Here is a 13406-nt window from a genome sequence, read left to right on the forward strand (position 1 = left end):
ACGCTGCAACTTCCGTCCTCTCGGAAGAACAGGCCATTGCCTGCGACTTCCTTCCACCAACCCCGGCCAATCCGAGATCGACGCATACTCACCACGCCAAAGCGCCACGCGCTCATATCACCCTGGAATGGCTGCTCGGAGAGCAAATCTTGATATCCCGGCACAGGCCAGGTGTGATCCAGCACGTCCCACTCCGTGAGATTGCCTTCAAGCCAGGCATCGAAGTGATCCCTGATTTTCGTTCCCGGAGGATTCGGAAACAGAGCATTGATGTACGCTGTTCCGTCCGCATCCAACCTCGTGGGAAGAGCCTCGACGACCCTCCGCAGAAGCTCAGTGCCTTCTATTCCACCGCTCCAAAAATTATCGCTCGCCTTGGCGGCAGTGTCCGGTGCGTAGGGAACGTTGGATACCAGCAGATCACATGTTCCGGCGATCGAATCGAAGAGATCGCTTATGATAAAATCGATGTTGGTCTTTTCGTTTAGCGCTGCATTGAAGTTGGAGAAGGCGATGGCGCGCGGACTGACGTCTGCGCCCACTACCCTCGCGGAATGGTCGCTTGCCAGAATAGCGTGCACGCCGGAGCCTGTTCCCAGATCAATGGCGCGCCTGCGGGCGATCCTCTTGACCATGCCGCCGAGTATAAAGCTCTCTCCCCACAGCCACATGACTTGATTGATTGCGGTGTTCTTCTCTCCATGATCCGTCACGAGGTATTTCCCATAACATGGGAACAGACTGAAGTCCGACCGCAACACGTCGCCGTCTTTTTCAACCAATCCCATTTCGAGCGCCGCATCAACAAAGAGCGACGAAATCCGTTTCGCGACGATGTCTGCGCTCACCTGCTGGCCATCGATGAAGAGCGTAATGAGATTGTCGATTGGATCTTCCTTTCGAGGAGTCCAAGACGTTCGCATTTTTTGCCAGAAATTCACTCCGATGCGAGGAAGGACCTCGAGGCGTTCGGCACAGCTTGCAAGGTCGTAGCCGCAACCCCGGAGTTCCTTAACGAAGCGGCTCATGCATTCGCGCTGTGCCGGGATTATCGGCAACGGAACTTGCCTGGAAATTGTCGGCAGGAGCGCTCCTGTCCCATCCTCGCGCTCGATGGGTAGGGAATCGGCCGGACCGCTCTTAGGCGTCTCCGCCTGCCGCAACCAGGCGAGCAGATCTTGCTTTCGGTCCGCCAGTGTCGCGCGCAACTCTGCGTCAAGAGCGCCAGCGGGTGCGCTGCACTTAAGGCGTCCCCCTTCGATCCATACTCTGACGTTCCGCTCGCGGAGAATCGATAAAAGCGTGGCTGTTTCCATGTCAGGTGCCTCGCCTTGGGATAGCCCGACCTGAGCCGGGCAGACGCTATCCCAAGCTCTCGGCGCCTGGTCAATTATCCATATGGCCGAGAACGCCCAACGCCGCCCGCTTAAAATGCATGCGGGCGGCGTCGGCCTTGCCCCAGGAGGAAGTGCAAATTCCTGATGATTATCGGTACGTTCGAAACGCAAAGGGTTGATGACGATGGGGCCGCAATACGGGGGAACCCAGAGGTGGGTGCTGTTCTACGCGAACGAGTCTTTGCCGGCCTGCGTTTTGCGTCCCATCAGGATACGCGCATTGACCGATATACGTTAATGCGGTCACTCGGAACCTGGGGCAGGCTGGCTTCCATATTCAGGACCGATCTCGACGGCGTTGAGTTCAGCCTCATCGGCTTAGCGGGGATATCGCTGATCGCGCTTATCATCTGCTTGGGCTGGCTATGGTCTGCTGAACCTGCCGTACCTCATGGATGACATGTCGGCTTGGCCTCGGTGTCGATGCCTCTCGCGCGGCCATTTCTCTTGACGTCAGGGTTTCAACTGGCCGCCAACTGAGGCGCCCCTTACTCTTTCGCCGCCGGATGGAGTGATCCTTCTCGGCTTCGTGTTCTTCGATCAGGCATGCGATGCCGTTTTGGTGCGCTGCTGGTCCGTGACTCGCAAGGCTATCGACTTGTGCGATCCGATCATCCAGCTCGGCGCAATTCTCACACATCGAATCGATCATCGCCTCCTCGATCGTCGCCTCCTGAATGGATAGCCGCGGACCTCCGAGCAATCCTTGCAGCGCATGTAGCGCTCGAGCTCGCGCACGGGCGTAGACTTCGGCCGGCGGACGATGACAGTCTGGTGGGTCTCACAGCCGATGCATTTCACTTCGAGGCGGCGGTACATGGGTTTCGGCCGCAATCTACTGACCACGATCCTAATCATTGAGCCCGCCAGACGAACGGAGCGCTGAGAGCGAAGTCAATCCCTTGACGGCCGGCCGGTCGAGACAATAGATGACAATCATCATATAACGACCCGACGCCCGGGCAGGTTCGGATTCCGGCCATGCCGGTTCGCACCAAGGGCGCGACAGGAGAGCCATGCGTCGAATTGTTGTGACGGGCCTGGGGACGGTGTCTCCGCTGGGCTGTGGCACCGAACTGGTGTGGTCGAGGCTGCTTGCGGGGCATTCAGGGCTTCGCACATTGCCCGAGTGGGCGGCCGTGCTGCCGGGGCGCGTCGCTGGACAGGTTCCTGACAAGGCGGGGGATGCCGAGGGCGGGTTCGATCCCGATTCCGCAGCCCCGCGCAAGGACCAGAAGAAGATGGACCGGTTCATCCTGTTCGCGCTGCTCGCAGCGGCCGAGGCCGTGGCGCAGGCCGGCTGGATGCCGGCCGAGGCGCTTGCGCAGCAGCGCACCGCCACCGTGATCGCGTCCGGGATCGGCGGGTTTCCCGCGATCGCGGACGCCGTGCGCACCGCGGAGAAGAGCGGCCTGCGCCGGTTGTCGCCGTTCACCATTCCATCCTTCCTGGCCAATCTCGCGGCCGGGCACATCACGATCCGCTACGGCTACAAGGGTCCAATCGGCGCGCCGGTGACCGCCTGCGCCGCGAGCGTTCAGGCGATCGGCGACGGCGCGCGCCTGATCAGATCAGGCGAAGCCGACGTCGCGATCTGCGGCGGCGCGGAGTCCTGCATCGATCCGGTGAGCCTCGGCGGCTTTGCGGCCGCGCGGGCGTTGTCGACATCCTTCAACGACACGCCGGCGCGGGCGTCGCGGCCGTTCGACCGCGACCGCGACGGCTTCGTGATGGGCGAAGGCGCAGGTATCGTTGTGATCGAAGAGCTCGAACACGCGCTTCGGCGCGGCGCGAAGCCGGTCGCGGAACTCATCGGCTACGGCACGACGGCGGACGCCTATCACATCACCGCAGGCCCGGAGGACGGCGACGGCGCCCGGCGCGCGATGGAGGCGGCGCTGCAGCAGGCCGGGTTGCGGCCCGACCAGATCCAGCATCTCAACGCGCATTCGACATCGACGCCGGTCGGCGATCTCTCCGAGCTCGAGGCGATCAAGCGCGTGTTCGGGCGCGAGGGAGGAATTGCCGTCAGCGCGACCAAGTCGGCGACCGGACATCTGCTCGGCGCCGCCGGCGGCATCGAGGCGATCTTCACCATCCTGGCGCTGCGCGATCAGGTCGCGCCGCCCACGCTCAATCTGGAGAACGCCGATTCCGCGGCGCAGGGCATCGACCTCGTCGCGAACGTTGCGCGGCGAATGACAATCGAACACGCGATCTCGAACGGCTTCGGATTTGGCGGCGTCAACGCCAGCCTGGTGTTTCGACGGTGGTCTTGAGACAGTCGGGCTTTGCTCGCAATGGAACGATACCGCGCGTGTCGCGTCATCTACAAGAGCGGAGCTGCCGATTGATCCGAATTGCCTAACCGCCCGCCGCTGCGTTGCGCACGCCAATCCGTTCCCCGTCCTGCTTGCGGACGTAGAGATGACGTTCCAGCACGGACTGCATATTCTCGAACATCGAATAGAGATCGTCGCAATAAACCGACGGATTGTCGAAACCGTTCTTCGTGGAGAAGCGGTGCGGAAGATAGCCTCCGCCGCAGGCGTTCATGAACTTGCACTGCCGGCACTTCTCGCAAAGATTGACTGACGCATCGCGTGCGGCTTTCCAGCGCGGCTCGTTCCTGACGTCGTCGATCGCGTGATCGAAGATGTTGAACCTCGTGTTGGTGAAACCGTCACCCGCAATTCGCAACACGTCGTGGGCCTCCACCGTGCCGTCGGTCATGACCGTGCAAAGCTCGACCGGCTTGTGGCCCACGCCTTCGGTCGGCGCGTTGTTGCCGATCAGGGCCGCGACCATGTCGGAAATGATGCGGACATTCGATGTCGGCGTCGTGCGATTGGCTTCCAGCCACAGGTCGAAGAGGCCGTTATAGAACGGGGCAATGGACGACGGCTTCTCGTCCACCGTCGCGTCGGGAATCATGATGTCGTAGTTGGCGATGCCGCACGCCGCGAAAAAATCCGCATACTCCTGCGGCGCGTAGGCCGGGTTGCAGACTGCGAGGGCGATCACGCCAATGTCGCGCGATACCAGCATGCGGGCGGCGCGTTCCACGGCGGCATGGGTGCCGGTACCCTGAAACGTCTTGCGGTGAGCGTCGTGAATATGTGCCGGCCCATCGATACTGATCGCCACCGAAATATTGCGGGCCTCGAAGCAGTCGAGCCATTCGTCGTCAATCAGGACGCCGTTTGTCGTCACCGCGATGGGGATCTCACAGCCGGTCCGGGATGAAATGCCCTCGCAGCCCTCCGCAAAACGGTGAAAATTATCGACGCCCCAAAGCAGCGGCTCACCGCCGTGCAGGATCACGGGAAAGTCGACGAGGGAGTATCTGGCGACGTGCTGTTCGAGGCGCAGCAACAGCTGCTGCAGCACCTCCGCGCTCATCAGCTTGGGCTTGTCATAGACGGCCGCATCGCGAAACCAGTAGCAATAGGAGCAATCGATGTTGCACCTCGCCGCTACCTTGACCAGCAACTGCGTGATCGGCTGCTCCTGGAACGCGACGGAATTTGAAGCGTCAACCGACATGCGGATACCAGCAAGCTGCGATCGGCCTAGTAGCCCCTGACGAAGCCACCTCGTCGGAACGCGCCTGCTCCGGGATAATATCCGCCGGCCCTGCGAAATGCGCCGGCGCCCGGATAATAGCCGCCGCCCCTGCGAAAGCCGCCCGCATAGGGCCCCCTGGCAAAGGCCCCCCGCCTGAAATAGACCTGAGTTGCCTGGGGCTGGTCGGAAACCACCCCCAACTGCAAGCTCTCTACGTCTTGAGGGCTCTGTTCTTGAAAGCTCTGTTCCTGAGCGCTCTGTTCCTGAAGGCTCTGCTCGCGCACACCACTCAGCAATGCGTCGATACCCTGATGATCGCTTTCGATTGTCGCACCCGGCCCGTGCAATTGCAGCAGGCTCGCCAAGACCGTCAGCGTAATCGCCATCGTCGAGCTCCTTTTCGCGATATGACAATCGAACGAAATGTCGGCGCGTGCTTCACGCCGGTCGAGCAACTGAAAGTATAGCAGCGGATTTGCAGCGGAGTCTAGGCATCGCGTCTGCGCCGATCAGCTCGCACGGGGTGAACGACCAGGGCACGCTCTCGCGCGAGCCCGTTCCGAAAGACCTGCGCAATCGCTCATGCCGGTGATCGCGGCCCACGGCACCGCGCAATTTGAATCGAGAGCCGCAGGCACGTGCTCGAAATCGCGGCTTTTGCGTGCCGAGCGGGTCAGTTCCGGGTTTGCGGATGAGGGCTCAAATGGCGCTCCCTAGGGAACTGAAACAATATAGCGAATTCAATGCCTTACGGAATTGTTTGGGTAAGACACGCCTCATTGTTTTTCAAGGCGGTTCAAAATGACCGCCCAAACTGGAGCGTAAGAGCTTCTCCATGACTGTCGAATGGGTGAACTTCAACAGAACGTCTATTGGATCCGGAAGAAGGTGCCCAAGAGGTACTCAGCCCTGGTCCGCAAGACCGAGGTCTGGCGGTCGCTCCGGACCACCGACCGGCGCACGGCAAACATCAGGATCGGGGTGGTCTCGGACAAACTGGAGCGCGAATGGGCCGCGTTGGCGGCTAAGGATTCGTCCGAAAAGCCCCGGCTAACCCATCATGACCTCTATGCCATCCAACGCGATATCCACATCGAAATCCGCGACGCCAACAAGGCTGAACCAGGTACCGGCTTCGCCGCTATGAGACTGGCGACGCGCCTTGGTTGGGACGAGCATTCCAGCACTGCTGACGACCAGGAGCAACTCGACAGATCGGCGGTGAGAAATACTGACCCGAGAAGGCGGCGGGCAACCGACAGACGCTCAGGTCGAGAAATACAAGCCGTTGCTCATTGAGGCCCGGAGCGAAGCCCTCCGCGACATCGCACGCTTTTGCAACGGCGACTACGAGGAGACTCAAACACGCCGGGGCCGCCATCCAGGCGGCTGCGCTCCTACATGTCGAGCGACTACGACGTTTACACCAACGAACTGAACAAGCAACGCGAGTTTTGCGCCATGTCCACTTATCGCAACATAAGCTTTGCCACTGCCGGCAGTGTCGTCGACGTATTGGAGCACGGCTCCAACGTTGTCGTGCGAGGCAAGGCTACTCGCGAACTAGTTGGCAGAGTCACCACACTGGATCAGCCGCTTGAGCGATACCTCTTTCTGCCCAAGCGTCACAACGACGTCTTCGCCCAGTTCGCCGAGGCAATGTGGGTGCTGGCCGGGCGCAACGACATCTCCTGGCTGGCGAGATATCTGCCGAGAGCCCCCGATTAACGATCGATAACGGAGAGTGCGTGCGCATCAACGATAACAACCATCCCAGCGCTCGTGCCAAACGCCAGGCGCCGGCGCGTCGGATCAAACGAGATCGCTTCGATCCTTGTGTCGTCGCCCTCGTCGAGTTCATGGACCAACGTGCCATCGCGGGCGTCGAGGATCGCGAGGCATTCAGCCCCGGTCCCCGCGGCTACCAATCGCTTCGCCGGATCATAGGCCAGAACGCGAATCCGTCGATCCCGTCCGGTTGGCACATTGGGGGCTGCCTTGAGCACCAGGCTCACGATCCCATTTCGCTGTCGGTCGACCCGACCATCCTCGCTGCCTATCCAAGTTTCCTCCGCGCTCGTCACGACAGAAGTGACGGCCTCATGCGAATTTGCCTCAACCGGCCCGAGCGAGTTAGTTCCTGGAGCGAGAGCGCGCAATCCGCTGTCCGTGGCCAGGACATATTCGCCCGACGCGCCGAGGGCCACTGATTCGATGTAGCTGCCCGCATGAATTACACGTTTCAGAAAACGGAATTCCTGGAGTTTCTCGATCAGTGCGCCACGTGCCTCCGGTGTGTCGGAAACCAGCAACGCGCGAGCGCCAATCGACAATGCTCGGTCGGCACCTGCAGCATCCTTCGAGATGATTGCCAATTGCCGTGAAACCGATGCCTGACGCCGCTGCTCGGCGAGAAAATAGTTCGTGATCGCGACGCTTGCAGCGGCCAGCAAAACTGCCGCGGTGCCGACTGCCGCGAAGGTCAACCGCCGCCAATAAGCGCTCTGGCCCTCGCGGGAGGAGCTAAGAAATTCGCTAACGCCCGCGACGTCCATGGCGTCCAGATTTTCCCGAACCATCGCCTCAGCCTCGGTCAGCTGCGTCCCAGAATACAGGATGCTTCTGTCCGATCGCCCAGATCGTAGCCAAAGCTCGGCGTCTCGGCGGACCTGATAGCGGGTCAATTTTGCTGGACCGCGGTATCCGAGCGTCTTGCGACCCGAGAGCGCTGCTTCCAGCTTCTCAAGGCTGTCCTTGTCGTCAATGCCTTTCGAGAAGTCAGCCCAGTTTATCTCCTGAAACAGCCTTCCCGAACCGAGCTTAGCGGACTCGAGCAGCGATAGGCCTGGAAGTGCCACCGGGATGATCTTGAATGCTGGATCCCGCCGGTAGCGCGCCAGCGCAAGCTCGGCTTCCCAGAGATGGGTCGGGCCCCAACCATTGCCACCGAGAAAAATCGCGCAGATCGTGCAGCGCTCCATCGCATTCTCGATCCAAGGAATGAAGGCTTCGCCGGTCGGAATTGCAAAGACGTCGAGAAAGAAGCTGGTTCCGAACTCAAGCTCGAGTGCGTCGGCAAGCCGCCGGATGAAGGCCTTGTCGGCGTTGTTGTGGCACGGAAACACGAAGTCGCCGGGATCGCTGGATCCCTGCCGCTTGGTACGGATCTGGAGTGCTTCCTGAGTCATGACAACGCTTAGTTGCCCTATCTAGGCGGAGACAGGCAGATCTTGACCACCCGGGAGAATCCCGCGAGCCAGCACTGAAAGACGCCGGTGTCTGCAAACCAATCAGCGTCCCGCCGCGATAGCCGCTCCGTCAATCCAGGCGCCAATATTTCTTGCTCCCGCTCCCCCAATGTAGTCGTAGGCCGACGCATTCACCGAAAGTGGCATGACCCAGCCGGGAGAAGGATCTGCCAGCCATTTCGGGCGACTCACCGGGAGCGTGTACTCACCGTACCGGAGCCAATCGACCACGTATTGCTGCCCGTTCCAGCGCAACTGCTTCTCAAAGAGATAGTAACTCGGATCGGTCAGCAAATTCGCTCGCACCTTATCAACACCGATCCAGTTCAGCGGGTTCTCCCCGAACGGATGAGGAATGCGGAGCTGATGATGGTTCAGACCATTCACATGCACAGCTAGGAGACCACGCCCATCGATAATCGCACGGGCAATCTCGTATCTCACCCAGCGCCGAGCCCACGTCTCAGTACCAACGAATACGCAGACAGCAGAACTGTTCTTCACTCCATCGCGGATCAGGTCCTTGATAGCATCATCGCCGTAGCGCTTTTTGCTCTCCCATAAGCTGTTGTCGTAGAAGCCATCGATCTCCCGACCTGTGTCAGACGCTGACTTAGAAAATTCGCCCGAGAGCCGAACATTGTTAACGCGCATGATATCGGCATGGTGGAAGGAAAATAACACGCGGCGACGCTTGGTCTGCGGGATGCCTAGAACGGATCCGAGCAGCAGATCAGAAGCGGACGTCGGCTTACTAGGGTCTGTACCTAATTAGCGGGTTCTGATTCCCTCGCACCGAGTTGATTCGGGCACGGGGGGCTTCGATGCGCAAAGGACTGTTCTGGCTCAACGATAAGCAGTGGGCTCAGATAAAGCAGCATTTGCCGACGAACCAGACGGGCCCGGCGCGCGAAGACGATCGACGCATTATCAGCGGTATCATTCACATGCTTCAGTGCGGCGCACGCTGGCGCGATTGCCGGCCCGACTATGGTCCTCATACGGCGATCTACAAAGGTTTCAATCGGTGGGCTAAGCGCGGACATTGGCAGGCGATCTTTGAAGCGCTCGCCCGCTGCGGCAAGGAGGGCGTGACTTTGTCCATCGACTCCACTTCGATCAGCATCGCTCGGCGAGCGGTGGAAAAGGGGAGAGCATGAACAGGCGATCGGCCGCTCGCGCGGTGGGCGGACCACGAAAATACACGCGCTGAGTGACTCTGATTGCAAACCTTGCGCATTTCATCTCACTCCAGGACAAGACGCAGATATTGCGGCAGGACCGGCCCTTTTGAAGCTTGCGCCGCCCGTGTCTACCCTCATTGGGGACAAAGGCTACGATGGCGACAGCTTTCGCGCCGAAATCGTCAGTCGCGGCGCGAAGCCCGTCATTCCAAACAAATCCAACAGGGTGACCCTCCACAGCTTCAGCAAACGCGCCTACAAAGGGCGCAATGTCATCGAGCGCTGTTTCTGCCGGCTCAATGATTTTAGGCGCGTCGCAACTCGCTACGACAAACTTGCCAGAAATTTCTTGGCTGCCGTCCAGCTCGCCGCCATCGTCGCCTATTGGATCAATTGAGTCTGAACCCTAACAGAGCACGGCAGCCGGTCGTAGGGTCATGCTATGAATTCATATCAGATGAATGCCCGTCGGACGTTGTGCTGCCGTAGTGCGAACTTGCGCCTAGCTATCGTTCCACTTCTGCTGCATGGAAGTTGCACGAGCTGGGATAAGCCAGGACTTTCAACACAGCAGATGGCGGCACCAGAGCTACTGGGCACCAGGGAGATCGATGCTGCTACGCGCCAAAGCTTTGCATGCGCCGTACGTGGGGACGTTGACGAGGAGGATTTGCGTGATGCGTTGAAGAAGCAGCCCGACAACGTCAACGCTGCCATTCCCCTTGTGCGTGCTCTGCTGGCGCGAAAGTGCCCGGATCAGGCGCTTGAGGTGCTTGACAAAGTCTTACTCGCTGCCCCTGGCGACTTGCGCATATTGAACGCGAAGGGGGTTGTCCTTGACAACGAGGGGCGTCACCAAGAAGAACAAGCGCTATATCGGCAAGCTCTCGCAACGGCTCCTGACAATCCGATGCTGACCAACAACCTCAAGCTCTCGCTTGCCCTCGATGAGAAGGGCAAAGCCGGGAGCACGAATCTACAACCGCTGTCCGACTCGTCTAACCAGACAGTACAATAGCCGTAGTCGCCTCTTCGCCGCAGGTTCTTGCACATTAACCGCGCCGTCAGGTTTATGCCTCTCAGCCCTCATCTGCTTAGGTCTGATGGTCTCATGAGACCCTGATAGCCAATCTGCTCTTCCCGTCCGGGAAGTGCAATCGAAAACCCCGGCCGAAAGCCGGGGTTTCCTGTTGCCCTTTCATCGGGTCTCGTAACCGCCGCGGTGCGTCCGTATAGTGCACCTCGCGAATTCAGCCGAATTGGTTTCGGCTTCGTTCGATCCTTGACTCGATCGTAAGCCGCAGATGTTCGTTGGTCTGCGCTCCTTGCTCAACCTCCTTCATGGATTGGTGGAGATCTCGCGTCACATAAAGTCTCCATCCGAGTCGGACGCTGCTGAAGATTCAGTATCGCTGGCCTCTTTGGAGAGATACCTCGAATGATGGGTTGCACGTTGCCATTCACCATCCCTGTAGCTCCAGGGTCCGGACCGGGTTGGGTCAAGTACCATATCGTCTCGGTCCACATGGACGAAGCCCATTTGTTCTGCACGGGTCCTCGCGTCATCATTCGCAGGACGCCAGTTCACCAGAGGCCGTTCGCCGTCTTGCCGAAGTTGATGCTCGAGCAAAATATCGCCGGCATTCGAAACGAGCGGATGAACAACCTGGAAATCCACGATTGAGGTGACGTCAGTTCGTCCGGGGAACTGTTCTCGCCAGCCTTGGCTGTTGAAGTCAGTCATAGGAAATCCGCCTTCCGTTCTTTGGAGACCGACACTCCTATTTCCGAGTTGGTAGCTGTAATATCGGGCGGCGTCCGAATCTCTTCGGATGCCAAACTCGCTAGCGACGTCCGATGTGCGCCTAGCCCTTTCGGATACACGTTCTGAGTATTCCTGTGGATTGTTGGCGATATGATTGATTTCGTCGCCATGAAAGGTCCTCACCTCTCGCCGGAATGTCGCCCGGTCGATCTCGACGATAGGAGGTCTTGAACTGTTGTAATAACTTGGACGCGAGGATGAGCTGGCACCGGAATCCTGCATTCGCATTCTAGCGAATGCGTCCGCGAAGTCGTCGGCATTCCCGTGCTCCGGGGAGCCTGCGCGATGATATTCATCATTGGATGGAACATCCGACCAATTGTTGATTCGACCGTACATGACGACCACACTCCTATGGATGTTGCATTGTGTTCAGGTCTTAGACCTGACTCCGCTGATATGCAGCTTAGCTGTCCGTAAGCTGACGCCGACAAATGAAGAGAAAACTAAATTCGGTGAAACGACAGGGCGAGGCCGGCGAAAGCGCGCAGTACGGCGCCGCGCTCGCCGGAGCGTCTTCATAAGTCATCGTCCGTGAAGAGGTATCCAAGCCGTTGAGTGAGAGTCGTTTTTTTGCCCCGCTGCGGATTCGAGATTGCAAGCTTTTGAGGTCGGGACGCCGGAAAGCTTGCAGAACCGCCAGCCTCATTCCGTTCGCAGCTGAGGCGCGCGATGCGACCGAAGAGGCCGGAGAGGACGGGGGAAGGCGACCTGTTTCGCGCCAGGCTGGATCAGATCATCCACCTGAAGCACGAGCAAGGGTTACTCTTTGCTTTCTTAAGGCCCTTTCGTGATCAGGACCTTTTCGATGCGGTGCGGCTTGGCATGGAACGCGACCGAAGTCAGCGGCTCTGCGCCGCCACTCAGCTGATGACTGGCGGCGCCGGGCGCGTTTAGGTCAACTGGTGCTGCCGGCTTCGGCGGATGCGCTGTCGTTCCTACCGTTGGTGTCGGAATCGCCGCTGCCGGCGTCTGCGGAGCCATCCGGATCGCCGGAAGCCGTCACTGTTACGGTTGAGTTCCTGGGTGGCCGGGTGAAGGTGCGCGGAGCGCCTGGCCTTGCTGTGCTGAGTGATGTGTTTTTGGCGCTCCGACGGAACCTTGACACGCCACCCGCGAGCCTCATGATTTACGTTGCGACTCGATCTGTCGACTTCCGGAGGGGCGCAGATGGCTTGGCGCTGTTGGCGAAGGAGGCGCTAGGCCACGATCCGATGAAGGGCGTGGCGGTGGTCTTCCGTGCGAAGCGCGCGGATCGGGTGTCGTACCCGTCACCTTACGCCTTGATCGGCTGCACCTGACACCTCAGGCGGCGTTCGGCTGGACAAACAGCCACCTCTTCGAATTCCTCGCTAGCGAAGGACGTTGGGATATCCCTGATCCCGACGGTGATTTTGGCCCCCAAGCCGATCGATGCCCGTAAGGCGCGGCTCTCCGATATGATTCAAGAGACCGGAGCCAAGACGACCCATTATCTCTATGACTTCGGCGACAGCTGGGACCATGTGATCAAGCTCGAAAAATGGTTCGACAACGCGACGACAGAGGGACTTCCCTCTTGCTCGAGGCCGCCGGTCGTTATCCTCCAGAAGACGTCGGCGATGCGCCACGCTATGCCGAATACCTCGATGCCATCGGCGACCCTACCCATCCAGAACATGAAGATATGCGCCTCTGGGATCCCCCACAGTTCGATCCTAACGTCATCGACAGGAAGGCGCTCGAGGCGCTTGACGTCTATTTTGAGCCGTGGCGCGCTGGCGCGGCCTCCATGTTTCCGACAATGCGTTGACGGTGGCCACTGATTGTCGCCGTTTACGGAGGGATTGGACATTGGTCCTCAACACGCGAAATTTCGTGAGGTCCGCCTGCATTTTCAATGAGTGACAAGCCGTCCCACCCGCATGGAATGCAGCTCAGACGGCTGCACTCCGAAATCGCGTACCATCATCGCAATTCGCGCGCCGGACGGTTAGGTAGGGCGAGTGTCAACTCCGAGCAAAATGATGTTCATATGGTGTCGCCCAGAAGCTGCTTAACCTCGCGCTCAAGTACTATTGGTGCCTCGGCCACATTCCAGAGCCACCTCATTGCCCCGTCGATCGCATAGTTATCGAGAAGACCCACCTGCGCGGACGCGTGAACTGGACCGAGAGTACGCATCCGGTCAGCACCCCGGGCAGGC

General features: G+C 59.5%; 11 protein-coding genes and 3 pseudogenes. 8 read left to right on the forward strand and 6 right to left on the reverse strand.

The window, feature by feature from the left end; all coding sequences use genetic code 11:
• Window positions 1–1316, reverse strand: a 1316-nt coding sequence (locus tag AKL29_RS08230; protein WP_152977477.1) for a TubC N-terminal docking domain-related protein, incomplete at its 3' end; no start/stop codon positions are given.
• A 1097-nt stretch (window positions 1317–2413) separates the two neighbouring features.
• Here AKL29_RS08230 and fabF point away from each other — a divergent pair.
• Complete coding sequence (gene fabF / locus AKL29_RS08240) at window positions 2414–3676, forward strand: beta-ketoacyl-ACP synthase II (RefSeq protein WP_050383775.1); 1263 nt, start codon at window positions 2414–2416, stop codon at window positions 3674–3676.
• Window positions 3677–3761: 85 nt separating this feature from the next.
• Here the strand turns inward: fabF and AKL29_RS08245 are convergent, their stop codons facing one another.
• Window positions 3762–4943, reverse strand: coding sequence for a radical SAM protein (locus tag AKL29_RS08245; protein WP_028334848.1), 1182 nt, complete (start codon window positions 4941–4943; stop codon window positions 3762–3764).
• Window positions 4944–4969: 26 nt separating this feature from the next.
• Complete coding sequence (locus AKL29_RS08250) at window positions 4970–5350, reverse strand: hypothetical protein (RefSeq protein WP_050383776.1); 381 nt, start codon at window positions 5348–5350, stop codon at window positions 4970–4972.
• A 460-nt stretch (window positions 5351–5810) separates the two neighbouring features.
• On the opposite strand from AKL29_RS08250, the gene AKL29_RS08255 reads away from it, so the two are divergent.
• Together AKL29_RS08255 and AKL29_RS08260 are read left to right on the forward strand one after the other, a co-directional pair.
• Window positions 5811–6263 (forward strand): DUF6538 domain-containing protein, encoded by a 453-nt coding sequence (locus tag AKL29_RS08255; protein WP_050383777.1) that lies wholly within the window; start codon window positions 5811–5813, stop codon window positions 6261–6263.
• A gap of 102 nt (window positions 6264–6365) precedes the next feature.
• Window positions 6366–6692: a hypothetical protein gene (locus AKL29_RS08260; protein ID WP_050383778.1), complete on the forward strand. Its 327-nt coding sequence runs from the start codon at window positions 6366–6368 to the stop codon at window positions 6690–6692.
• Here the strand turns inward: AKL29_RS08260 and AKL29_RS08265 are convergent.
• Together AKL29_RS08265 and AKL29_RS08270 are read right to left on the reverse strand one after the other, a co-directional pair.
• Complete coding sequence (locus AKL29_RS08265) at window positions 6689–8152, reverse strand: toll/interleukin-1 receptor domain-containing protein (protein ID WP_050383779.1); 1464 nt, start codon at window positions 8150–8152, stop codon at window positions 6689–6691. The genes AKL29_RS08260 and AKL29_RS08265 overlap by 4 nt on opposite strands.
• A 102-nt stretch (window positions 8153–8254) precedes the next feature.
• Entirely contained in the window at window positions 8255–8896 is a 642-nt protein-coding gene (locus AKL29_RS08270; protein ID WP_244481841.1) for a TIR domain-containing protein, read from the reverse strand.
• Between the two features lie 140 nt (window positions 8897–9036).
• On the opposite strand from AKL29_RS08270, the pseudogene AKL29_RS40375 reads away from it, so the two are divergent.
• Window positions 9037–9793: pseudogene (locus AKL29_RS40375) on the forward strand (IS5 family transposase).
• A gap of 45 nt (window positions 9794–9838) precedes the next feature.
• Window positions 9839–10414 carry a tetratricopeptide repeat protein gene (locus AKL29_RS08285; protein ID WP_050383781.1) on the forward strand — a complete coding sequence of 192 codons (576 nt, stop codon included), beginning with the start codon at window positions 9839–9841 and terminating at the stop codon, window positions 10412–10414.
• Between the two features lie 345 nt (window positions 10415–10759).
• Here AKL29_RS08285 and AKL29_RS46805 read toward each other — a convergent pair whose 3' ends face one another.
• Entirely contained in the window at window positions 10760–11560 is an 801-nt protein-coding gene (locus AKL29_RS46805) for an effector protein NopP (RefSeq protein ID WP_488230419.1), read from the reverse strand.
• 785 nt (window positions 11561–12345) lie between these two features.
• Here AKL29_RS46805 and tnpB point away from each other — a divergent pair.
• The 3 genes and pseudogenes from tnpB (at window position 12346) to AKL29_RS40390 (ending at window position 13013) form a co-directional block, all read left to right on the forward strand.
• Window positions 12346–12522, forward strand: a complete 177-nt coding sequence (gene tnpB / locus AKL29_RS46590) for an IS66 family insertion sequence element accessory protein TnpB (RefSeq protein ID WP_430648858.1) — start codon at window positions 12346–12348, stop codon at window positions 12520–12522.
• Window positions 12498–12644: pseudogene (locus tag AKL29_RS46595) on the forward strand (IS1096 element passenger TnpR family protein); the annotation flags it as partial. The gene tnpB and the pseudogene AKL29_RS46595, both read left to right, overlap by 25 nt.
• Window positions 12645–12660: 16 nt before the next feature.
• Window positions 12661–13013, forward strand: a pseudogene (locus AKL29_RS40390) (plasmid pRiA4b ORF-3 family protein).
• Window positions 13014–13406 lie beyond the last annotated feature (393 nt).

The sequence above is a fragment of the Bradyrhizobium pachyrhizi genome, assembly GCF_001189245.1.
Classification (GTDB): domain Bacteria; phylum Pseudomonadota; class Alphaproteobacteria; order Rhizobiales; family Xanthobacteraceae; genus Bradyrhizobium; species Bradyrhizobium pachyrhizi.